This is a genomic window from Marisediminitalea alba (genome assembly GCF_002993365.1).
Classification (GTDB): domain Bacteria; phylum Pseudomonadota; class Gammaproteobacteria; order Enterobacterales; family Alteromonadaceae; genus Alteromonas; species Alteromonas alba.
This window is the reverse complement of record NZ_PVNP01000196.1, coordinates 17,336-39,787: the sequence shown is the minus strand read 5'-3', so window position 1 is coordinate 39,787 and position 22,452 is coordinate 17,336. Positions and strand designations below refer to the sequence as shown.

Annotated in this window: 25 protein-coding genes; 19 read left to right on the top strand and 6 right to left on the bottom strand. The window is 48.6% G+C overall.

The genetic code is table 11. From position 1 onward, the window contains the following. Positions 1-8: 8 nt before the first annotated feature. The 3 genes from pheA to C6Y40_RS19495 form a co-directional block, all read right to left on the bottom strand. Positions 9-1,193: a prephenate dehydratase gene (gene pheA, locus C6Y40_RS19505; protein WP_105936070.1), complete on the bottom strand. Its 1,185-nt coding sequence runs from the start codon at positions 1,191-1,193 to the stop codon at positions 9-11. A gap of 221 nt (positions 1,194-1,414) precedes the next feature. Beyond that, complete coding sequence (locus tag C6Y40_RS19500) at positions 1,415-2,215, bottom strand: response regulator (RefSeq protein WP_105936069.1); 801 nt, start codon at positions 2,213-2,215, stop codon at positions 1,415-1,417. A 56-nt stretch (positions 2,216-2,271) separates the two neighbouring features. After that, entirely contained in the window at positions 2,272-2,598 is a 327-nt protein-coding gene (locus C6Y40_RS19495; RefSeq protein WP_105936068.1) for an SUI1 family translation initiation factor, read from the bottom strand. 135 nt (positions 2,599-2,733) lie between these two features. Here C6Y40_RS19495 and C6Y40_RS19490 point away from each other — a divergent pair, with 135 nt between their 5' ends. From C6Y40_RS19490 to C6Y40_RS25290, 5 genes are all read left to right on the top strand, one after another. Then, positions 2,734-3,036: an STAS domain-containing protein gene (locus C6Y40_RS19490; RefSeq protein WP_105936067.1), complete on the top strand. Its 303-nt coding sequence runs from the start codon at positions 2,734-2,736 to the stop codon at positions 3,034-3,036. A gap of 20 nt (positions 3,037-3,056) precedes the next feature. Continuing rightward, the gene (locus tag C6Y40_RS19485) at positions 3,057-4,733 is read left to right on the top strand and encodes a fused response regulator/phosphatase (protein ID WP_105936066.1); all 1,677 of its coding nucleotides are present in this window, start codon (positions 3,057-3,059) and stop codon (positions 4,731-4,733) included. A 97-nt stretch (positions 4,734-4,830) separates the two neighbouring features. Continuing rightward, positions 4,831-5,271 carry a tellurite resistance TerB family protein gene (locus C6Y40_RS19480; protein ID WP_105936065.1) on the top strand — a complete coding sequence of 147 codons (441 nt, stop codon included), beginning with the start codon at positions 4,831-4,833 and terminating at the stop codon, positions 5,269-5,271. Between the two features lie 21 nt (positions 5,272-5,292). Further along, positions 5,293-6,417, top strand: a complete 1,125-nt coding sequence (locus tag C6Y40_RS25295) for a diguanylate cyclase (protein ID WP_240622026.1) — start codon at positions 5,293-5,295, stop codon at positions 6,415-6,417. A gap of 21 nt (positions 6,418-6,438) precedes the next feature. Beyond that, a complete protein-coding gene (locus C6Y40_RS25290) occupies positions 6,439-7,362 on the top strand; it encodes a putative bifunctional diguanylate cyclase/phosphodiesterase (RefSeq protein ID WP_240622025.1) in 924 nt (307 codons plus the stop codon). Here C6Y40_RS25290 and C6Y40_RS19470 read toward each other — a convergent pair whose 3' ends face one another. Together C6Y40_RS19470 and C6Y40_RS19465 are read right to left on the bottom strand one after the other, a co-directional pair. Continuing rightward, positions 7,363-7,716, bottom strand: a complete 354-nt coding sequence (locus C6Y40_RS19470; RefSeq protein WP_146129616.1) for a hypothetical protein — start codon at positions 7,714-7,716, stop codon at positions 7,363-7,365. It abuts the gene before it with no gap. A gap of 71 nt (positions 7,717-7,787) precedes the next feature. Next, positions 7,788-8,945 (bottom strand): TonB-dependent receptor, encoded by a 1,158-nt coding sequence (locus C6Y40_RS19465; protein WP_146129615.1) that lies wholly within the window; start codon positions 8,943-8,945, stop codon positions 7,788-7,790. Between the two features lie 382 nt (positions 8,946-9,327). Here C6Y40_RS19465 and C6Y40_RS19460 point away from each other — a divergent pair, with 382 nt between their 5' ends. From C6Y40_RS19460 to C6Y40_RS19440, 5 genes are all read left to right on the top strand, one after another. Beyond that, positions 9,328-9,576: an EF-hand domain-containing protein gene (locus C6Y40_RS19460; RefSeq protein ID WP_105936062.1), complete on the top strand. Its 249-nt coding sequence runs from the start codon at positions 9,328-9,330 to the stop codon at positions 9,574-9,576. 55 nt (positions 9,577-9,631) lie between these two features. Further along, positions 9,632-11,089: a sensor histidine kinase gene (locus C6Y40_RS19455; protein WP_240622024.1), complete on the top strand. Its 1,458-nt coding sequence runs from the start codon at positions 9,632-9,634 to the stop codon at positions 11,087-11,089. Between the two features lie 2 nt (positions 11,090-11,091). Beyond that, complete coding sequence (locus C6Y40_RS19450) at positions 11,092-11,673, top strand: hypothetical protein (RefSeq protein WP_105936060.1); 582 nt, start codon at positions 11,092-11,094, stop codon at positions 11,671-11,673. Continuing rightward, complete coding sequence (locus tag C6Y40_RS19445; protein ID WP_105936059.1) at positions 11,670-13,010, top strand: sigma 54-interacting transcriptional regulator; 1,341 nt, start codon at positions 11,670-11,672, stop codon at positions 13,008-13,010. The genes C6Y40_RS19450 and C6Y40_RS19445 overlap by 4 nt, the downstream gene beginning before the upstream one ends. A gap of 246 nt (positions 13,011-13,256) precedes the next feature. After that, positions 13,257-14,600 carry a hypothetical protein gene (locus tag C6Y40_RS19440; RefSeq protein WP_146129614.1) on the top strand — a complete coding sequence of 448 codons (1,344 nt, stop codon included), beginning with the start codon at positions 13,257-13,259 and terminating at the stop codon, positions 14,598-14,600. Positions 14,601-14,615: 15 nt separating this feature from the next. Here C6Y40_RS19440 and C6Y40_RS19435 read toward each other — a convergent pair whose 3' ends face one another. Then, on the bottom strand, positions 14,616-15,503 hold the full coding sequence (locus C6Y40_RS19435) for a DUF72 domain-containing protein (protein WP_105936057.1): 888 nt from the start codon (positions 15,501-15,503) through the stop codon (positions 14,616-14,618). Positions 15,504-15,699: 196 nt separating this feature from the next. Between C6Y40_RS19435 and aspS the strand changes: the two genes are divergently transcribed. From aspS to tolR, 9 genes are all read left to right on the top strand, one after another. Beyond that, positions 15,700-17,463, top strand: coding sequence for an aspartate--tRNA ligase (gene aspS, locus C6Y40_RS19430; RefSeq protein ID WP_105936056.1), 1,764 nt, complete (start codon positions 15,700-15,702; stop codon positions 17,461-17,463). Continuing rightward, positions 17,463-17,903 (top strand): dihydroneopterin triphosphate diphosphatase, encoded by a 441-nt coding sequence (nudB, locus tag C6Y40_RS19425; protein WP_105936055.1) that lies wholly within the window; start codon positions 17,463-17,465, stop codon positions 17,901-17,903. Before aspS ends, nudB begins: the two co-directional genes overlap by 1 nt. Beyond that, a complete protein-coding gene (ruvC, locus tag C6Y40_RS19420) occupies positions 17,900-18,421 on the top strand; it encodes a crossover junction endodeoxyribonuclease RuvC (protein ID WP_240622029.1) in 522 nt (173 codons plus the stop codon). Before nudB ends, ruvC begins: the two co-directional genes overlap by 4 nt. A gap of 42 nt (positions 18,422-18,463) precedes the next feature. Further along, a complete protein-coding gene (gene ruvA, locus C6Y40_RS19415) occupies positions 18,464-19,096 on the top strand; it encodes a Holliday junction branch migration protein RuvA (RefSeq protein WP_105936053.1) in 633 nt (210 codons plus the stop codon). 62 nt (positions 19,097-19,158) lie between these two features. Beyond that, complete coding sequence (ruvB, locus tag C6Y40_RS19410) at positions 19,159-20,163, top strand: Holliday junction branch migration DNA helicase RuvB (protein WP_105936052.1); 1,005 nt, start codon at positions 19,159-19,161, stop codon at positions 20,161-20,163. 99 nt (positions 20,164-20,262) lie between these two features. Then, a complete protein-coding gene (locus C6Y40_RS19405) occupies positions 20,263-20,448 on the top strand; it encodes a YgaP family membrane protein (RefSeq protein ID WP_105936051.1) in 186 nt (61 codons plus the stop codon). 474 nt (positions 20,449-20,922) lie between these two features. Then, positions 20,923-21,324 (top strand): tol-pal system-associated acyl-CoA thioesterase, encoded by a 402-nt coding sequence (gene ybgC / locus C6Y40_RS19400; protein ID WP_105936050.1) that lies wholly within the window; start codon positions 20,923-20,925, stop codon positions 21,322-21,324. Further along, positions 21,314-21,997: a protein TolQ gene (tolQ, locus tag C6Y40_RS19395; protein ID WP_105936049.1), complete on the top strand. Its 684-nt coding sequence runs from the start codon at positions 21,314-21,316 to the stop codon at positions 21,995-21,997. Before ybgC ends, tolQ begins: the two co-directional genes overlap by 11 nt. A 28-nt stretch (positions 21,998-22,025) precedes the next feature. Then, positions 22,026-22,448: a protein TolR gene (gene tolR / locus C6Y40_RS19390; protein WP_105936048.1), complete on the top strand. Its 423-nt coding sequence runs from the start codon at positions 22,026-22,028 to the stop codon at positions 22,446-22,448. Positions 22,449-22,452 lie beyond the last annotated feature (4 nt).

The window sequence follows — 22,452 nt, the reverse complement described above, 5'->3', positions numbered from 1 at the left end:
GATAAAAATTACCCTGCCGTCAGCGCTTTTGAAGCCGCAACCTTAGTGGGGTTAATCTCTTCACTGGGGTAGCAACCCAGCACCTTCAGGTAACGGGTGATGCGCTTGAGCTCAATCAACGCACTCTGCACCGGTCCATCCTGAGTGTTACCTTCCACATCAATATAAAATAACTCTTCCCACGGGTTACCCGGGATCGGACGGGATTCCAGTTTAGTCATGTTGATGTTGTTTTCTTTAAGCACCATCAAGGCCTCAACCAGAGCGCCCGGCTTTTGCACGGTCGACATAACAAATGTGGTTTTAGCCGGTACCTGTAACGGTACCACTACCGGCTGTTTGGCCACTACGATGAAACGGCTGTGGTTTTCTTTCTGGTTAGCCAGGTTCGACTTGATGGCAAACAGGCCATACAGATTACCGCCGGCTTCGCTGCCGATAGCCGCCACATCGTCACGGTTCAGTTCACTCACCTTTAGCATGGCCGAAGAAGTGGCATCCATGGTTTTTACTTCAACATTACCCAGTTCGGCCAGGAAGTGGCTGCACTGAGTGAACACCTGAGGGTGTGCATAGAGCGTTTTGATATTGGCTAGCGTGGTTTCTTTGGCAACCAGCAGGGAATGCTTGATAGCGTGAGTCAGTTCGCCAATGATGCTTAATTCGGTATTCTGCAGTTGGTCATAAACCTCGTTAATGCTGCCTGAGGTAGTGTTTTCTACCGGCAGCACGGCGTAATCAGCTTCATTATTTTCTACTTTACCAACCACTTCGCGGAAGCTCTGGCAGCCCAGCTCTAACAAGTCGCCAGGGCGACGGGAAAAGTACTTCTGGGTGGCCAGGTAGCTGTATGAACCGCGATCACCTAAAAACGCTACACGGTTAAGAGGCAGGGCGCTGCCGGGGTTGGCTCGCTCGGCCAGCATCGCCTGCTGGTTTAATACCGAGTCTTCAATGATCACATGAAAAATCTGCGTGATGTAGTGGGCATCTAGTCCTTTTTGCTGACCTTCTTTAATCAGCCGAATCAGCAATTGCTCTTCGCGAGCCTGGTCGCGCACCGGAATATGGTGTTTGATTTTGGTTTCAGCAACCTGGTTGGTCAGGCCACGACGTTCAGATAGCAAGCTGAGTAGCTCGGTATCCAGCGCTGTAATACGCTCTCTAATTTGATCTAATTCAGGGGCAGACATAAATTCTCTCTTAACACTTCAGGCAAAAAAAAACCTCCCGTAGGGAGGTTTGTTCGCACGCGCTACGTATCCTCCCTCAGATGAAGGTGATAAACACGAAGAAGCGAGCGATGATGTTTGGATTACATAATTTCATACCGGTACTTTATTTCGCCACTGGCTGACTGTCAACCCATTTTTACGCGTGAGGTAATATTATTCATGGGTATTTCTTGACAGGCTTAGTCACTCAGCAGCGCCGCCAACATGGTTCTCACTTCCGCCGGTTCAAAGGGCTTGTCACACAAAGCGTTGACACCGGTTTGCTGGATATTGGCCATGTGAACACTGTTAGCGGCTTCGGAGGTCACCATAATGATCGGGATATGCGACGTTTCCGGATTAAAGCGAATGAACTCGGATAGTTCCCGGCCGTCCATCTCTGGCATGTTGTAGTCGGTAACCACCAAATCAAAGGGTTCGTCTTTAATCAGCGTTAACGCCATGGCGCCATTTTCTGCCTCTTTAATTTTTTGCAGCCCCATGCCCTCTAATACCCGGCGAATATGATTTCTGGCCAGCTTACTGTCATCTACCAGCAGGACGCGTACTTCATGGATGTCAAACAGGTCGAGTTCGAGTTCGTCGGTGTTGAGCAAATCCAGGCTGGCATTCAGCGCCCGGTGCAAATGAATGGTTTCAAACGGTTTCGGCAGGATAGCCGCCACACCGGCTTGTTTAAATTCTTCAAGCTTGCTGGTGCGGGATTCACTGGACACCAGCATAAAAGGAATATGCTTATAAGAAGCATGTTCTTTGGTAAATTTGAGTAAATCCAGCGCCGTGCCGTCTTCAAAATACATGGCGCTGACAATCAGGTCGGCACCGTGCAGCTCAACCAGTTTTCTGGCCTCAGCAATGTTGGCTGCGGTGTCGATTTGCTTCACATTTTCTTTTGTGAGCATGCCGGAAATAATCTTACGCTGTGTATCGGAAGGCTCTACCAACACGATATTCAGATCTGAGATTGATAACTTTTCCATTCAAATTCTCTTCGTTGTGTATTCTGGTTGTTATTATATTGACGTTTGGATTAGTACTAACCACCTGCCACTTTGGATTTGATACCCTGCTGTTCAAGTAATTGCTGAATTTTATCCCTGGCGTCAGTTTGCAGCTCAATGGTGCCGGCCTTAATCGCGCCACCACAGCCACATTTTTTCTTTAATACAGTACACAGCGCTTTTAATTCATCAGCATTTTGGTCGAGCCCGGTAATGATAGATACCCCTTTACCTTTGCGACCTTTGGTTTCGCGCTGAATACGGGCGATTCCATCTTTATTAACCGAGCGGGTGTCCGCTGCTTGCCGGGACTGATCGACTTTACCGCCATCAGTGCTGTAAACGAGTCTCGAATTTTGCATACTTTGCTGTAACTCTTTAAAACTGGACTACAATCAAATAAGCCGAAGTGGTTGTAACAACTTATTCTGCAGTGGATAAATTAACGCGTTGCTAGTATTAATAGTAGCAAACGCCAGTTGTGAGTGGGAGCACAAATGAGTATAAAAGCTGAAGTTGTCAATGATTCGACCTTCAACATTAAAATTGGTGAGCGGTTTGACTTCTCGTTGGTAACCGAGTTTCGTAATACCTACGAAGATCTCGATCCCCGGGTAAACCAAATCGACATTGATTTATCAGCCACACAGTATATGGATAGTTCGGCTCTGGGCATGTTGCTGAATATGCAAAAAGTACTGGCAGAGCGCCAGTTAACCTACCGTATCCTGAATACCCGACCACAAATAGCGCGGATCCTGCAAATTTCGCGATTTAATAAAAAGTTTGATATTCAATAGAAGCGGGTAGTGGTCTCTGCATGATAAAAATCCTGATAGTTGACGATGAAGAAATCAACCGCATTATGCTGCGGGAAATACTCATTGAAGCGGGCTACAGTGATTTTATCGAAGCAGGCAATGGCCTGGAAGCGGTTGAAGTAGCCCGGCGGCATAAGCCGGATATTGTTTTGCTCGATGTGATCATGCCGGGGATGTCGGGCATAGAAGCAGCCCCGCAAATCAAAGCCTCGTCACCGGATTGTTATTTACCCATCTTGTTTATTACCAGTCTGGATGACGAACAAAGCCTGGTAAAATGCCTGGAAAGCGGCGGCGATGACTTTATTTCCAAACCCTTTGAAAAAATCATCCTGCATGCCAAGGTAAAAGCCCATGAGCGAACCCGGCAGCTGAGTCTGGAAATTCAGGATAAAAACCAGTCGCTCACGTATTTCCAACTGGAAGTGGAAAGAAATCACCATATTGTTGAGCATATTTTTGATAATGCCATTGGTCGCAATCCAATAACCACGGATTATTTCGATTTTTATACCCAGCCTGAAGCACAATTCAACGGCGATCTGTTTTTATGTGAGCAAAGCCCCTCCGGCGGGGTTTATTTGTTTATCGGCGATTTTACCGGTCATGGTCTGGCTTCGGCGATTGGCGCTATACCGGTTGCCCAACTGTTTACGGCCATGACATTAAAAGGCCTGGCTGTGGGCGAGATGGCCTCAAGGCTTAATCGCTTGCTGGTTAACTTATTACCTGCTGATATGTTTTGCGTGGCCAGCATCTTAGAAATTCATGCTAACGGCAAAAATTTTACGCTGTGGAGCGGTGGCCTGCCCAGGCTGGCAGTGAAAACACCAGAGCAGGAGATTCGACTGCTAATTGATCCACAGCATATGCCGCTGGGCATTCTCGAAGATCACGAGTTTGACAACCAGACCCAGAATTTTGAAACCGAGTGGGGCGATACCTTACTACTCTACACTGATGGCCTGATGGAAAGTCATCATAAAGAATTAGGGATGCTTGGCGAGGAAGGGGTGGAACAGTGGTTTACCCGCAACAACCAGGTAAATGCTCAGTTATTGGTCGATAAGGCAGAGCTCTATCGCGCCGGAGCTGCGGCTGAAGATGATATTACCATTGTCTTGTTCAAGAGCAGGCCATTTCAGTTTAAACTCCCGGAGCTGCTGGCTGAGCCAATTCCGTTTAATCTGTCATTTCATTTAACCGCGCAACACATTAAAGACGCTCAGGTGATCGACCAGGTCGTTGCTATCGTAAACAGTATTCCGGGTCTGGCCGCGATACGTTCTGAGCTGTTTACTGTTATCACCGAGCTTACCAACAATGCCATAGAGCATGGCATTCTGGGCTTGTCATCAGACCTGAAAGCCGAACCGGAAGGGTTCATTGAATATTATGAACAGCGCACGGAAAGAATTGAGCAGTTGGAGCAGGGCGATATCTGGATTACCGTGGAGCGGCTGATGCCAGAAAACGTGTTGGAAATTAGTATGCAGGATAGTGGCCCTGGTTTTGACGCGGCATCGCTTAAAAATTGCGAAGATGAAACCTTTGGCCGCGGTTTCGTGCTGATAAAAGAATTATGTCAGTCCTTGCAAATATCCGGTTCTGGCAAGCAAATCAAAGTAATACTACCCATTGCTCCCATTATTGATGATGCCGATATCCCCAGTTAGGTTCAGTGCTACAAAACGCAGGATTAACGAAAGATTTCCTGGCTCAGTTCGCGGTCAAATTAATGAACTAATGGACAATAGCAAAGCGGAGTAAAGCATGTTGAAATCCATCCTGAATCTGTTTAAAGATTCACCAGAAGTCAGCCAGAGCCCTCATCAGGTGGAGATCGCTACTGCGGCGTTATTGAGTGAGGTGGTCAGAGCAGATAGCCTGTCCGATGAACGTGAATTGGCTACACTTAAACAACTAATTCGCGAAAACTTTGATCTGACTGAAGAAGAGATAACAAATATTGTCAGTGTGGGTGAAAAACGTTCAGAAGAAGCCGTAGATTTAGTACAGTTTACCAAAGCATTAAATGAAGGAATGAGTGCTGAACACAAGGAGCGGGTGATGAGAGGGTTATGGCAGATTGCTTTCGCAGATGCAACGCTGAGCCCGGATGAAGAACATATAATACGTAAGATTGCCGACCTGCTTTATATTCCTCATAGCCGTTTCATTAAGGCAAAGCTGGAAGTGCAGACCACGAAATAAGATGATGAGATAACCTTTATAATGTTCAGTAGTATCCGAACGGCGATGGCCGTGATATTGAGCATCGTTGTGATGACATCTTCAACATGGGTGCTTTGGCTCGCTGTTGCTGAACATGAAGAACTTTTTCTCGAATCGCAGAAGAACAACCTGTTCGCGCTAACCCGAAATATGGCTAACGACTTGGTGCCCTACATGGAGCAGACCGAGAGGGATAGTTTTGCGCTGAGTATCGTCTTGTTGAGGCTTGAGCCGTACAATAATGTGATCAACGCCACTATTTATGACAACGAGTATAACCAGGTTGAGCATTACGTAGGGCGCGGCGCACGCCGAACTGAGCAGGGCTTACAGGACCCGCCGATAGATCCGTCAGTGTATGAACTGGGAATTAACATTGAACAGGGCAAACTGATTAGCCTGGAACGTATCGGTGAACAGGCTTTCCCGGTTGGCTATCTGTTGATCGTAAATGATCTGAACACCAGCCTGGCAGAAAGCCGCCGCTCATTAATTTTCAGAACAACACCCTGGGTGGTACTGCTTCTGACTGCGACTATTTTTCTTTCTTTAATAATGCTTCGGCGCTCCTTTAAGCCGTTGGAGCTGTTATCCCGTTTTACCCAGATGGTCATCGACTCCAAGGATTACACCTCCCGTCATGATGTGCAGGGTACCTCAGAAATCAAGCGTCTTGGCGAACACATCAACCGCCTGATGGCGACCATTGAAGATGAACTATCAATTAACCAGCAGCAAACTCAAACATTGATGGAGCAGCAGGTCACCATGACCCGGCTGGCCAACTTTGACAGCCTGACCGGTTTACCTAACCGGCAGTTTGTAATGGATACGATTCGAATTGAACTGTCGCGGGCAAAGCGTGCAGACAGCGACCTGATCCTGATGTTTTTCGACCTTGACGGCTTCAAAGGTATCAACGACTCTTTAGGTCATGAAACCGGCGATATGATCCTGATCGAAGTGGCTGAAAGGGTGAAAGCTATTCTGCGTGATGGTGATATTCTCGCCCGGCTGGGCGGTGACGAGTTTTTAATCATCCCGGACCGCGATGTTACTGAACTGAATATGGCCACCGTATCGGAACGGGTATTGTCGGCATTTGCAGAGCCTTTCAAACTATAAGGCCTGTCGCTGAGAGTTGGCGTGAGTATTGGCGTGGCGAAAGCCCGCGAAGCCGGTTACGACCTCAGTCAACTGGTGAGTAATGCCGACCTTGCCATGTATCGTTCAAAAGCGCGGGGGCGGGGTGTTTATACAATATTCGACCCTGAGATGTCGGAATCTCATAAGCGCAAGATCCTCATCGCCAACAGCATAGAAGCGGCGATAGAAGAAAACCAGTTCAGCTTACATTATCAGCCTAAAATTAACCTGAATGGCGAGATTGATTCGCTGGAGGCGCTAATTCGCTGGCACCATCCTGAGTTAGGTCCGGTCATGCCCTCTGAGTTTATCCTGGTCGCTGAACAGGCGGGTAAAATTACTTCTATTACCCAGTGGGTACTTAATCAGGCCAGTAAGGAACTGGCCGAGCTGATGAGTATCTACACACCTAAAATACGCCTGGCGATCAATTTATCGGTGCATGATTTGCGTCATAGCGAGTTATTTGACTGGATATATAATGCGTTTCAGGCTCACTCCGTCAATCCGGAGAATGTGGAGTTTGAGGTAACTGAGTCTGCCTACCTCGACAACTTTGAAACCAGCGAATCCTTATTTAAGCGCTTGCACAACCTCGGTTGTACCATCGCATTGGATGACTTTGGCACCGGCTACTCGTCGCTAAGCTATCTGACCCGGATTACGATAGATACCCTCAAAATTGACCGTCAGTTTGTGATGGAGCTGGATACCTCTGAACGCAGTCGGTTGGTGACTATCTCGATTATCGATCTGGCGCGGCGGCTGTCACTGAAGATTTGCGCCGAAGGTGTGGAAACGATTTCGCAGTGGGAATACCTTAAGGCGTTAGGCTGCGACACGCTACAGGGATACCTGTTCAGTAAACCCCGGCCATTAGCCGACATTAAAAACCAACCGGACTATCAGCGTCAGGCTGGTTAGTTACTGCGCAGAGCTGCGATAAATTATCTTAATATCTTCGGGTAATGGCGTGCCTTCCGGCAGATACCCTATGGTGTCTTTTGAAGACTCTATCATTAAAATCAGCTCATCAATACTGTCTGCGGTCTCTGGCCGTTGTTGCCGACCGCTGAAGCGCATTTGCGCCCAGTATGCCTGGATCCGTGACTCGGTGAGTCCGATGACCCTGATGTTAAAAATCGAGCGGGCCACTTCTCCCGGCGACAGTGCAATGGGTGTTACGTCAGGCAATGCCAGATTACTCATAAACAGGTTTCTCAGTTGAGATTTACTGATGGTATTAATGGATGAGTCCTGACGCGTTATAACGACCACATGATCACTGCTTTTAGCATGAGCCGCTAAGCAATTGACTAACAGACAAGTTAAAAGGAATAGACGTTTCATCAGAACACCCACTCCAAAGCCACCTGATATAGCGTGGCAGAATTGTCGAAGTCAGCATTTTTTACTTCAAAAAAGGCTCTCTGCTGGCCTTGTCCGCGCAAGAAGGATACATCGCCTTTGATAGCGAAGTGGGCGTTAAAATCGTAGCGCATGCCAATGGCAATACTGTTCAGTGAGTCACGGTTAAACTGGTCAAAAATCGATTCGTAAGCGGTAGATAAAACGTCTAACTCTGGCGAGAGTCCAAGGGGGATCTCATTTGTAGGCTCAGGATACGAAACTGACGATGTCGCCAGAGTAACATGGTAAGTCATAGGCGGACTGTAGATGCCGGTTGTCAGGTAAGCGCTGAGCATAGCCGGAAATGCCGATGGCTCGCCTATGAGTTTCATCACCTCAGCTTCTGCAAAATAATCAAAGCTATGATATGACAGACCAGCAGTTAACACTTCTACTTTGCCTTTCGGTGACAGGGAGTCTGCCGACACACTATAACCAGCAGACTGCAGAATTGAGCGGAAATCATCCAGCTCCTGCAGGGTCACATCGATATCGCCACGATGGAAAGCCAGCGTAAACTGCAGATTCTGACGATTTATCCGACCAATAAAACCATGCAGATTCGTTACATCGGGTTTTACCTGTACATCGGCAATTTCGTATTCATCGTTATAACTGCCCCAATAGGCTTCAATGGATGCCTGTATGTCTTCGTTACCAAACCGATAATTAACATTCACCCCTTCATAGGTAGGGAACAGTACACCGTTGTAAAGTTGCTGAGGCGGGTTTATCCAATGATAAGCAAAACCAACATTAAGCACGTCGGAATAGTGGAAAAAAGGCGTACGCTGTTTTCCGGCACGAAACTGCCAGTTGTCATTGAGTTGATAGGTCAGGTATAACCATTCTACACCAGATTCCCGATCTGAGTTACTGTGAGCCAGTAATTGCGAGGTGACGCTGAGTTTATCAGTTGCCTGCCAATCGAGCTGCAATGCTGCCAGAGACTGACTGTCAAACTTGAACTCATCGGTGTAATCAAGATAAGCGGCATCGCCGGTATCCAGATAGCCGCCAATAACACGGCCGAAACCGGACACCTTAAACCCGGAGGCCAGCTCCACATCCGCCTGGCTTGCAGCCGGGACAAGCATAAAAAAGGTGCTAAGCAGGCAGACAACAGGAGATAAATGCTTTTTAAACCACATCATCATTTACCAAACATACTGATGCATTAAAAGTAATCCAAGCCCTGGGTTTTCACAAGTTTACTCGCGGCTTTATTTGCTTTATCTGCGGGGCTGCGAGCATTGAAAGTAGCTTGGTGGCTTTACCGTTATTACAAAAACGCTGCTAACGAGCGGGCCTTTCTTGCAAAGAACTGTTGCTTAATAGCAACAAATAAGTGTTGTCAGAACGCCGAAATATCTGGTGATTATATTTAAGTATATGAAAAGTATATAAAATGATGTTTTGGTACGAGTTCTGCTCTGGTAAGGAAACATAACCGAATAAAGACAATAAGCGGAGACAGCCATGCGTACTATTATTCTGGCCTTAGCAGCGGTAACAACCTTTTCAGCAGCAGCGATTCCAACCAGTCAGGAATTCATGGAAAAGATGGACTCTGACGATGATGGATTTATTACCCTGCGCGAAGCAGTAAAAAACACCGATTTGTTGCGCGAGTTTGGTGACATCGATATCAACGAAGATGGCAAAATCAGTGAAGCCGAATTAATCAGTTCAGATTATGGCCGTGAAGTACTGTCGCTGTCAGTGTAAATCAGCGTTTTGCAGCCATTTAGTCCGGTGAATTTGCCAAATAGGCGTTAACACGTTGTCGAACTCTCAACGCTATGCGATGCTTGCGTCACGTTTAATAGATAGTGGTTCGCTCTTGCGTTTAGGGTCGTTACGTCAGCTCATTATCGGCAGCTTTTTAGTTGCCCTCATCCCGTTGGCCGCCTTGTTGTGGCAAAGTCATACCGACTTAACCAGAGTTAGTCGGATGACCATTGATGAAACTCAGCAAATAGCGGGTATCGTCTCGAAAGTGCAACAACTCGAAAGTGCCAGCGTGGTGCTTGAGCGTGCTTTGCGCCAGTATCAGGTACTTAAAAACGACGTCGCGGAACGGTTGGTGCAAAATGCGTTAATACGTTTTGATGAACGCTATGCGGCACTCTGCGATGCTAAGGTCAGCGTAGATGGCTGTGAATCGGTAAATACTGTTCTGGCCGAACTTAAATCTTTTTCAGCCTTTACCAGCGAAGCCGATTTAGCGCCCGGGCTGGGACGTTTGCGCACAGCGCTGGTGGATGTTCACGAAAGTGTGGATGATGCCATTGAGGCGCGCTTAACGGTACAGCGCCAGGACGTGGCAGACATGCAGGCTAAGCAGTCCTGGCTGAGCGCATTGTTAGTATCGGTATCGCTGGCGCTGATTTTGTTAGGCAGCCAGTTGGTTATCAACCCGGTGCGTAAGTTAAAATTAATCATCCGCATGCTTGCCAGACAACAAGGCCGATTGCCGCCGCTGTCGACCCGGGCACCCAAAGAACTGGTCGGTGTAGAGAAAGATCTTCACTGGCTGGGCGAGCGGCTGGCGCAACTGGAGCATATTCGCACTGCGCTGCTAAGACACGCCGCTCACGAATTAAAAACCCCGTTAGCGAGTATAAAGGAAGGGTGTGCATTACTTACCGATGGTACGGTAGGAGCACTATCCGAATCCCAGCAAGAAGTCATGAGTTTGCTGGCCAGCAGTACGTCACGGTTAAACACGTTGATTGAAAAACTTCTGGATTACAACCTGCTGTTACAACAGGCTCAGGCCAGTTTTACCCGGGTGGATGTGGAACAAATGGTTAGCCAGTGTATCGAAGATTATCAGTTGGCCTTGCAGAACCATAAATTAGCGGTGAATATTGAAGCCAGCAGCATCAGCGCTGATGCTGAACTATTGCGCCGTATATTCGATAATTTGTTGTCTAATGCGGTGGCACACGGCGCCTTAGACAAAACCATTTATATCCGGGTGGCTGTTGAAAATGATACCGCGCTGATAGACGTTGCTAACCACGGTAGCAAAATTCCGCCGGAAAAAATTAGTAATTTATTTGAACCCTTTGTGCGCGGCGATGGTGCCCGAAACGATAATGTGATCGGCACCGGACTGGGCTTATCCATTGTGGCGGATTGTGCCAGGATCATGCACGGAGAAGTAAATGTGATTGACGTAGATTACGCCGAGGTTTGTTTTCGGGTTGTAATCCCTCAGCAGGAAGACCAATAACAATGAAGCACTTTGCTGCCCTGAGCGCAGCTCTTATTTTAACCGGTTGTACGTTAACACCGGAAAAGGAACCCCAGACTCAACCTGACAACTATCAACCGACGCTGGAGGCGAGTGAGGACGATTGTGTGTTTCAGTCAGACATGCAATTGGATCCGGCCCGCTGTGATTTAGGCTTCTGGCTTGATTACTGGGCGCAGGTCGACCAGATGACCTGGCCAAAGCGGGAATCACTGATTGAGCAGCTTGGGGATGCCCCCGACATGTTGTTGCAAAAAGTCATTTTGTCGCAGCCGGTTAATACACCCTACAAAGCCAGATTGCGCGCTCAGCACTGGTTTGAACAACTGCTGCCGGCATTATCGCCAGCAAATCAGCAGCGCATGAAAGCGATTATTCATAAGCCGAGTGAACATATGCTGGAGTTTGAGTCGGCAGTAACACTGCTCAGCAAAATGAATAACGGCCAGGATAAAACCATTGAGGCCCAGGAAAACCAAATTAATGAGTTAAAAGCCCAGCTTGAGGCATTACTCAATATCGAATCAAACCTGATGAGTCAGGAAGAGGAGACACAGCAGTGAGTGTTAACGCAGAGCAGCCATCGCATATTCTTTTGGTCGATGACGATCAAAGCCTGTTACGCTTAATGACCATTCGTCTGCAAAGCGAAGGGTTTCAGGTAACCGCAGTGGAAGATGGCCAGGCAGCCCTCAAAAAAATCAACACCGGCACCTTTGATTTGGTGCTAAGTGACCTGCGAATGCCGGGACTGGACGGCCTCAGCCTGTTTGAAGAAATTATGGCCATCCGCTCTGATATACCGGTGATCCTGATGACTGCCCACGGCACCATCTCAGACGCGGTTGAAGCAACCCAGCGCGGCGTGTTTGGCTTCTTAACCAAGCCGGTAGATCACGATAAACTACGGGAGTTGCTGGGTAAGGCGCTGCAACATTCAAAAGCGGCTGAGCCGGGCGAGTGGTGTAAGGAAATTATTACCCGTTCACCTGAAATGTTACATGTGCTCGATCAGGCATACCGTATTGCCAAGCGGGAAGTCAGTGTGCTGGTTACCGGCGCCAGCGGCACGGGTAAAGAGTTGCTGGCAAATGCCATACATCGTGCCAGCGATCGTGCGGATTACCCGTTTGTCGCTATTAACTGCGGCGCGCTGCCGGAGAACCTGCTGGAGTCAGAATTATTCGGTCACGTAAAAGGGGCTTTTACCGGCGCCGTTACCGCTAACCAGGGCCTGTTCAGAGAAGCTCATGGCGGCACCTTGTTCCTCGACGAAATTGGCGATATGCCCATGACTCTGCAGGTTAAGTTACTCCGTGCACTACAAGAACGTCAGATCCGACCGGTGGGCAGCAGTAAGTCGGTGGATATCGATGTCCGGGTGATTTCTGCAACGCACAAAGATTTACACAAGGAAATGGAAGAGGGCAGTTTTCGGGAAGATCTGTTTTATCGCCTGAATGTGGTTAACCTTAAATTACCTGCACTAAAACAACGCAGCGAAGATATTCCGCTACTGGCCCGCAGCCTGCTCAAACAAAGTGCTGAGCGCCACGGTGTAAAGGTTACTCAGTTTTCTGAAGATGCCATGCAATTACTGGTAAAAAGTGACTGGCCGGGCAATGTACGCCAGCTGGTAAACGTGGTGGAGCAGTGTGTCGCCCTCACGCAAACGCCTGTGGTGCCGTTACACCTGGTTGAACAGGCGCTGTCTGCCACGCGTCAAAGCTGGCCAACCCTGACCGAAGCCCGCGATGCCTTTGAACAGAAATATCTGTTTAAACTGCTTAAAATGACCGACGGTAATGTCACCCGTGCAGCTGAGCTCGCCGGCCGCAACCGCACCGACATGCATAAATTGATGAAAAAACATAGCCTCGACGCCGGCGACTTCCGCTAGGCTGATCTTATCTGGTAACGCCGGGGGACAACGTCCTCCGGGTATCCGGGCCTTCCATCGATAGTTAATAAAGCGTAAACAGCAGCCATTTTTAGGTTGGCAAAAAGAGTCAGTCATGGGATAGTGTGTCGATATTGGACGACAGTATACTTTTGACCGGTAGTGATGGAAGCACGTATTAACATCTGGATTATTGTAGCAAGCTTTATTGTCATATTTTGTGGACAGCCTGCTCAGGCACAGGCAATGAAAGAATCGCAGATCGTCACCCGGTTAAATGACATCATTCGCGCAAAAAATACGCCCGCCAATCTACAAATCGACCAGGTTAATGAGTTACTCGCCAGCGCCAATGCATTGCATGCCGATGCTGCAGAAAATGCTATTCTGGCTTACAAGTTACTTATCACAGCACAGCAGGAAAACTTCGAACCCGTTCGCAGCATGGCCGATGAAGTGCTGACCACAGCCGTTCGTCGTCAGGATTATCGTTCACAGGCATTTACTTTGCGGGCCAAACTGCGCTATCAGGCCATCGCTTCTCCCGATGACGTAGAGTCGAGTAAACAACAGTTGCTTGGTCTGCTATCCCGTCGTTTATCCGCTGAAGATAAAGCACAAATATTGTTTGATATTGGTGTGGCAGATATTCAGACCGGCAACGTTATGTCGGCGCTGGAATACTTTAATCAGGCTCAGGAAGCGTTCTGGGCACAAAGTAATTATGTCAGCTGGCGTGAAGTGTTGAATCAGCAAATAGAGTTACTGGTTGCCATGCAGTGGTTTGACCGGGCACTGGAAAAAGTTCGTCAGTTGGTCGACTTTTCAAAAGATGTTGGCGGCGAAGCTGGCATAGCGCTACACGATAAGTTACTGGCTATTATGGCAGCAGATAATCAGTGGCAAGACATGGAGACGGTTGCCCTTACGCTGCTGGAAGAGAGTGCTGAAAGTGGCAGTATCAAAGGGCAGTTTATTGCTGGCTACTGGCTTATGCATGCGAATGTGCAGCAACAGAACATGGATCTGGTGGTACGCTGGAACCGTAAAATTGAAGACTGGCTGGATGAACACCCGCAACTTTCAGCGCCAAAGTTATATACTCTGAATAAAATTACTTATTTGATTGAATCCGGTGATCTGTCTGCCGCAAAGTCGCTACAGGCGTCGGTGACGATGGGCAATGAGGAAGACGTTTTATTGACTTACCTGACTACCCGCCAACATTTACTCAATCAGGTTGGTCTTGCCGCAGCGAATAATAATATTGCAGGTATTACATCAGCCTATGAAGAGCTGATTGCCTGGATGGACGCAGAGCGAAACCGTGTATTAAGCCTCACAATGGATCAGATTTCTCAGGATTTCGCAGCCATGCAGCGCAGCACTCAGCGAGAAATTCTGTCGCTCAATCAAACACTCGAAAGTGAAAAAGAAGCGGTCAGCAAAGAAGCCACTTTTAATAACCTGTTAATTGTTATTGTTGGCTTACTTATGGGCGTTATCGCCGTATTAAGCTACTTCTATATTCGCCTCAAAAACCAGAAACATTCCACTCGTCGCCGACGCAGTTCACGCTCGCGTACTTAAACCCAATCAGGTTTATCAGAACAGTTGGTTTTGCAGATCATCCTGGTCTGGAGCAAAGTGTAGTGCTGGTATGGCAGCGTCCGGAAAACGCTGATTATACGCTGCAATAAACTGCTGAGCCAACCAGGGCGCGTCCTGATTGTCGGGACGATGAAAAAATAAATAGCAGGCTTTACCCTGTTTCCGCCATTGCTGACATTTATCTATCCAGGGTTGTAAACAGGCCGCATTGTCCTGCTCGTTATTGTTACCCACAAAGCGCATTACCGGCTGATTTGAGGTAGCGATAACATTCACTGGCACCCGTGGCTTCTTGGTTCGCACTTCGGCCGTCAGCGCACTATCCTCTGGCCCGGTAAACAAAGCCCGGGTATCCATTATCACACGGTTAACACCATGCGTCATAAGCAGCCTGTTAAGGGCTTTCTCTTCCTCACCCTTGGCAAAGAATGCCAGATGACGGACTTCCACCGCATAACTGAAAGCCGGCGATAAACGCTTAAGGAATGCTGCCAGTACCGGTAGCTGAGCGGGACCGAATCCGGCGGGTAACTGCAGCATCAGCTGGCCCAATCGATGCTCTAAGCGAGCCAGCAGATTAAGTTGCTCCGTTACCAGGTGGTCACAATGCTGTAAGCTGCTTTTGTGACTGATGTCACTATGAAATTTAAACGTGAAACGAAAATCTGCTGGTGTTGCCGCTGCCCAGTTATCCAAGGTCTGAGGCGAGGGTAGGTGATAAAATGTGGTATTTCCCTCAACACTGTTTAGTTGCCTTGCGTAATCGGCCAGTTGCGTGCCCGATCGGTTAGCAAACCAGCGTTTTGGCCAGCTACTGTGCTGCCATTGGGGAAGACCGATAAAAACAGGGCCTAATGTGCTGGTTGATTGGATATTTGTCATTGGGCTTTGGGTAGCATTTGTTTATACTATGCGGCCTTAAATTTAAAACATAACAGACGTGTTGGCGGTCATTATCCTCATGCCGGTAAAGCAGGTAAAGGAATAATCAGGTGATTATCGGTAGATTCAGGTCGGTATAGCCAGCACCTTCACGCAACCACAAAATAGCTAACAAAGTAATTAGGGGTCGAAGACCATGCGCACAGATTACTGTGGGAAAATTAACGCATCTTATATTGGACAAGAAGTCACGCTGTGTGGCTGGGTAAACAAACGCCGCGACTTAGGAGGCCTGATTTTTATCGATCTGCGCGACCGCGAAGGCTTAGTACAGGTTGTTTTTGACCCGAATTTACCCGAAGTGCAGGCGTTGGCCAATACACTGCGTGCCGAATTCTGTATCAAGTTAACTGGCACAGTGCGCGCTCGTCCTGAAGGACAGGTCAATAAGCAAATGACCACCGGTGAAGTGGAAATTCTGGGTACGGGCCTGGAAATCTTTAATAAGTCGGCCGTGTTACCACTGGACTGGAATCAGGAAAACTCTGAAGAACAGCGTTTACGTTATCGCTATCTGGATCTGCGTCGCCCGGTAATGAGCAATAAACTGCAGTTTCGCGCCAAGGTGACTGCAGCGGTTCGCCGTTATCTGGAAGGCGAAGGCTTCCTTGACATCGAAACCCCAATTCTGACTAAAGCCACACCAGAAGGGGCCCGTGATTATCTGGTTCCAAGCCGAACCCACAAAGGCGAATTTTTCGCTTTGCCGCAGTCACCACAATTGTTTAAGCAATTGCTGATGATGTCGGGCATGGACCGCTACTACCAAATCGTTAAGTGTTTCCGTGATGAAGATTTGCGTGCCGATCGTCAGCCGGAATTTACCCAAATCGATATCGAAACCACCTTCTTAGGTGCCGATGGCGTAATGGCCATTACCGAAGGTCTGATCCGCGATTTGTTTAAGCAAATGCTTGATGTCGACTTAGGCGACTTCCCACAAATGACCTACGCCGAAGCGATGAAGCGCTACGGTAGTGACAAGCCGGACTTACGTAACCCGCTGGAACTGACCGATGTGGCAGACTTGCTGGCAAACGTTGACTTTAAAGTGTTCAGTGGCCCGGCCAACGATCCGAAAGGACGCGTTGCTGCTATCCGTGTACCGGGTGGTGCATCGCTGTCGCGTAAGCAAATTGATGAGTACACCAAGTTTGTCGGCATTTACGGCGCGAAAGGTCTGGCCTGGGTCAAAGTTAACGAAAAAGCCAACGGCCTGGAGGGGTTACAGTCGCCAATCCTTAAATTCCTTAACGCTGAAATCGTTAGTGAAATCCTTGCTCGTACCGGTGCTGAAGATGGCGATATTCTGTTATTTGGCGCTGATAATGCAACGGTTGTTACCGAAGCCATGGGGGCATTACGCCTGAAGCTGGGTGAAGATTTTGAGTTGTTGGAAGGTGATTGGCGCCCGCTGTGGGTGGTTGACTTCCCAATGTTCGAAGAAGCCGATGGTCAGTTGCACGCGCTGCACCATCCGTTTACTGCACCGCGCAACTTAACGCCGGAGCAACTGGCACAAGCGCCTGAAACCGCTTTATCTGATGCCTATGACATGGTGTTAAATGGTGTTGAATTAGGCGGTGGTTCGGTTCGTATCCACGACCAGGCCATGCAATCGGCAGTGTTCAGCATTCTGGGTATTGAGAAAGAAGAAGCCGAGCTGAAATTTGGCTTCCTGCTTGAGGCGCTGCGCTACGGTGCACCACCACACGCTGGTCTGGCTTTCGGCCTTGATCGTCTGGTGATGCTGATGACCGGTGCTACCTCTATCCGTGATGTGATGGCGTTCCCGAAAACCACCACTGCCGCTTGTCCGCTGACCGATGCGCCGAGCCCGGCTAATCCTCAGCAACTGGCCGATTTGGCCATCGCAACAGTGAAGAAAGACGCCGAATAATGGCTTATAAGCGTCCCGAGTCGGTCCTGGTTGTGCTCTACAATGAGCACAACCAGGTGCTTATTATGCAGCGCAATGATGATGCGGATTTCTGGCAGTCGGTGACCGGCACCATCGAAGAAGGCGAACTGCCGCTCGCGACAGCCTATCGTGAAGTCGCTGAGGAAACTGGCGTTATGCTGTCTCCCGAGTCAGGTGACATTATTGATTGCCAGCACATTAATCAGTATGAGATCCGCCCCGAGTGGCGCTACCGCTATCCCCCCGATGCCTTTGTGAACACAGAATACGTGTTCGTAGTACAAATCAGCAGTCAGGCACCTATCATCTTAACCGAACACTCCGCTTACGAATGGGTTGAAAAATCCGTTGCCGCAGAGCGTGTTTGGTCACCTTCTAATCAAGCTGCCATTCTGGCATTTGTACCTGAGTCAAAATAATGGTAATACTGGGTATAGATCCAGGTTCTCGCGTCACCGGCTATGGTTTAATTCGTCGGCATCAGGGCAAATTACATTATGTGGCCAGCGGTTGTATTCGTTTAACCGATAAACCATTGGCGCCCCGGCTGGACAAAATTTTTATTGGTGTGAGTGAGTTAATCGAGCAGTTTAAACCGGATTGCCTGGCCATTGAGCAGGTGTTTCTGGCCCGCAACCCCGACTCAGCATTAAAGCTGGGCCATGCCAGGGGAGCGGCGATGATTGCCGCAACGCAGGCCAGTTTAAGTGTGTCAGAGTATTCCGCCCGGCAAATAAAGCAAGCTGTGGTAGGCACCGGTGGCGCCGATAAAACCCAGGTGCAGCATATGGTGAAACACCTGTTAGGGTTATCCGGCACACCGCAGGCCGATGCGGCCGATGCGCTGGCAGTGGCATTATGTCATGCCCACAGTGAGCAAAACCTGGTGAAGTTAGCCGGCCAGGCGCGTAAAACGGTACGCGGTCGGTTGCGGTAAACGCCTCACTTCGAGCATAGCAAAACGGAGTAAAAGAATATCATGATTGGACGTATTCACGGCCAGCTATTGGAAAAAGCACCACCTGATGTGTTGGTAGATGCAGGCGGTGTGGGTTATGAGCTGCAGCTTCCCATGACCAGTTTTTACCAGTTACCCGCGGTGGGAGAGACCTGCACGTTATACACGCATTTTGTGGTGCGTGAAGATGCCCAGCTGCTATTTGGCTTTGCCGATAAACTGGAGCGTGGCCTGTTTCGTGAGCTTATTAAGGCTAATGGCGTGGGGCCGAAACTGGGGTTGGCCATCTTATCCGGAATGTCTGCTAAACAGTTTTTACAGGTGGTTCAGCACGAAGACGTAACCTCGCTGACCAAGCTGCCTGGTATCGGTAAGAAAACCGCGGAAAGATTAGTGGTAGAGTTACGCGACCGGCTGGCGAAGTTTACCCAGAATTTAGAAACATCTGGTAGTGAACTGCTTGTTGCTGGTAGTCTCGACAATGGTGGCGAAAACGCTATTGTGGCGCTCAGCGGCGTAAAAGAAGAAGCCATGAGCGCATTGGTAGCGTTAGGTTATAAACCGCCGCAGGCAAGCAAAATGGTGAATGCGGTGTATCAGGACGGTATGGATAGCGAGGCCCTGATTCGCCAGGCGCTAAAAGCCGCTTTGTAAGCGCCAGTCAGTGGCGTGTTGAATTCAGCAATAAGTATCAGCAGTGATAGAGAGAACAGTAAATGATTGAAGCAGACCGTTTAATATCTGCCAGTGAAAGCGACGAAGATGCCGTGATTGACCGGGCGATTCGGCCTAAGCTGTTGCAGGATTATACCGGGCAGCAACATGTCTGCGATCAGATGGAAATCTTCATTGAAGCTGCCCGTCGTCGCGAAGACGCGCTCGATCATTTGCTGATTTTTGGCCCGCCGGGGTTGGGGAAAACAACACTGGCCAACATCGTGGCCAATGAGATGGGGGTAAACATTAAAACTACGTCTGGGCCCGTCCTCGAGAAGGCCGGAGATTTGGCGGCGCTGCTGACCAACCTGGAGCACAACGATGTGCTGTTCATTGACGAGATTCACCGCTTAAGCCCGGTGGTGGAAGAAATACTTTACCCGGCCATGGAAGACTATCAGTTAGACATTATGATTGGCGAAGGGCCGGCAGCGCGTTCCATTAAACTGGATTTACCGCCCTTTACACTGGTAGGAGCGACCACCCGGGCTGGCTCACTAACTTCACCGCTCAGAGACCGGTTTGGCATTGTTCAGCGTCTGGAATTTTATTCGGTAAAAGATCTCACCGACATCGTTGCTCGCAGCGCGCATTACATGCAACTGGAAATGGACGAGAGCGGTGCGTTTGAAGTGGCTAAGCGGTCTCGTGGTACACCGCGTATTGCCAATCGGCTATTGCGCCGGGTGCGGGATTACGCCGAGATTAAATCGGATGGGACGGTAAATGGTGGGGTAGCGGCCGCTGCACTGGATATGCTCGATGTGGATAAAGAAGGTTTTGACTACATGGACCGCAAGCTGCTAAATGCCATCATCGAAAAATTTGATGGCGGTCCGGTAGGCCTGGAAAACCTCGCTGCGGCCATTGGCGAAGAAAAAGAAACCATTGAAGATGTTATTGAGCCCTTCCTTATTCAGCAGGGCTTCCTGCAGCGCACCCCGCGCGGACGCATAGCCACCCAACGCGCTTATCTGCATCTGGGATTTCAGGTGGGCAGCTAATAGCTGCCCTACAAGACCAGGGTCTGATTTTAATCAATATTCAACTTGCCAGCGTATCTACTATAGCGATGACATTATCGTATCAGTGGAGGATAACAAATGAACGCAAACGTTGGTGGCATAGATAAAGTACTAAGGGTCGTATTTGGACTACTCATCATTTCGGCTGGCGTGTATTACCAGTCCTGGTGGGGTGCAGTTGGCGCCATAATTCTGCTCACCGGCATTATTAATTTTTGCCCGTTATACCTGCCATTCGGTATTTCTTCCTGTAAAAAAGACTGAGCCGCTAATATCCCGAGTGACATTATGATGATACAGAGTGCTGTATTGTGGTTTACTGTGTTTGTGCGAAAAATAAAATCACCCGAAAAACAGGCAAAAAAAACCCGCTTCAGAGAAGCGGGGTGAGAACAACAAGTGTTGAAGGAAAAAATCCAGGGAACTCATGTCTAACAGGCAATAAATAGAGAACTCATTCATCTGTCGACTTGATGAGGCGTATTATAGAGATAATTTGGTTGCTCACAATTGAGAATATTTTAGTTTTAAGATTAGAAAAACTAATCTGTAAATGAAATGTTAACGGCGGGGGTTTTTATCCTTAGCCTAGTAATATTAAGCTTTTGCGGTAGATCTCTGGTGGCTGATGCAATTCATCTTGCGATACATTTACTTGGTCGTAGTTCTCAGGCGCTATAGACAGCAAACCGCCTTTTACCTACCATGTGAAGCATCTTAATTAACAGAGATTTCAAGGTGCACACACTCAGTATACGGGTCTACTACGAAGATACCGACGCCGGTGGCATAGTGTATTACGCTAATTATTTAAAGTTTGCGGAGCGGGCCAGAACCGAGTGGCTCAGAGATTTAGGCTTCGAACAAGACGAATTGCTGGAACAAAACATTGCCTTTGTCGTCAAACACGTTGAAATGCACAATAATGCGCCTGCTCGCTTCAATCAAATGTTGAGTATTCACTCGCACATTGTAGAATTGAAGGGCGCTAGCATGACATTTAAACAAGATATTATAAATGCACAGGACCAGAAGCTACTGGTTACCGTGCAAGCAAAAATCGCCTGTGTGGATTTGGCCAATATGCGGCCGCGTCGAATACCAGAGGCAATGTTAGGGGAATTTTCGCGTGTCATCTGATTTAACCTTTATAGGCTTGTTTTTACAGGCAAGCTTCGTAGTACAACTGGTTATGTTATTGCTAATCAGTGTTTCCATTGCCTCCTGGGCGTTTATTTTTCAGCGTCAGAAAGCGCTTAACGGTGCCCGCGGTGAAATGAAGAACTTTGAAGATGAGTTCTGGTCGGGCGCCGATCTGAACCGCTTATACCAACAACTTTCCAGCGAAGAGCAGGTAAGTGGTATGGGCCATATCTTCTGTGCTGGCTTTAAAGAGTTTGTGCGCCTGCGTAAAAGCAATACCAACGCTAATGTGGTTGTCGACGGTACCTACCGGGCAATGCGCGTGGCGTTATCACGGGAAGTGGACAACCTTGAAAGCCGCCTGTCATTCCTTGCCACGGCCGGCTCTATCAGCCCTTATATCGGCTTATTTGGCACCGTATGGGGTATTATGAACGCCTTTATTGCACTGGGCGAAGTTCAACAGGCTACATTATCTATGGTTGCGCCGGGGATTGCTGAAGCACTGATAGCCACCGCGATAGGTTTATTTGCCGCGATCCCTGCGGTGATTGCCTATAACCGCTTTAGCCACCAGGTAGAGAAACTGGAAAACAGTTACGTCAACTTTATGGAAGAGTTTTCAGCCATCCTGCAGCGTCAGGCCCATGCGTCGCAGCAAAGCGCATAACATCCTAAGTTAACAGGAGAGTCCCGCTATGTATGTGCGTAAACGCCGTCGTCCGGTTTCTGAAATAAACGTGGTGCCTTACATCGACGTAATGCTGGTGCTGCTGATTATCTTTATGGTTACCGCTCCTTTGATCTCCCAGGGCGTTAAAGTGGATTTACCCAAAGCCAGCGCCCAGCCCATAGAGCAGGAAGATAAACCACCCATTATTGCGTCGGTGGATATTAAGGGCGATTACTACCTTAATCTGGGCGATAACCAGGAGCAGGCCGTTGATGAAGAAGAAATGGCGGCACTGGTTCAGGCGCAGTTAAAGCAAAGCCCTGACACGCCGGTAGTGGTTAAAGGGGATGGCCAGGTTGCCTATAACGAAGTGATTCAATTGATGGTACTGCTGCAAAAAGCGGGTGTGCCTTCGGTCGGCCTGATGACCGATCCGGTTGAAAAGTAAAACA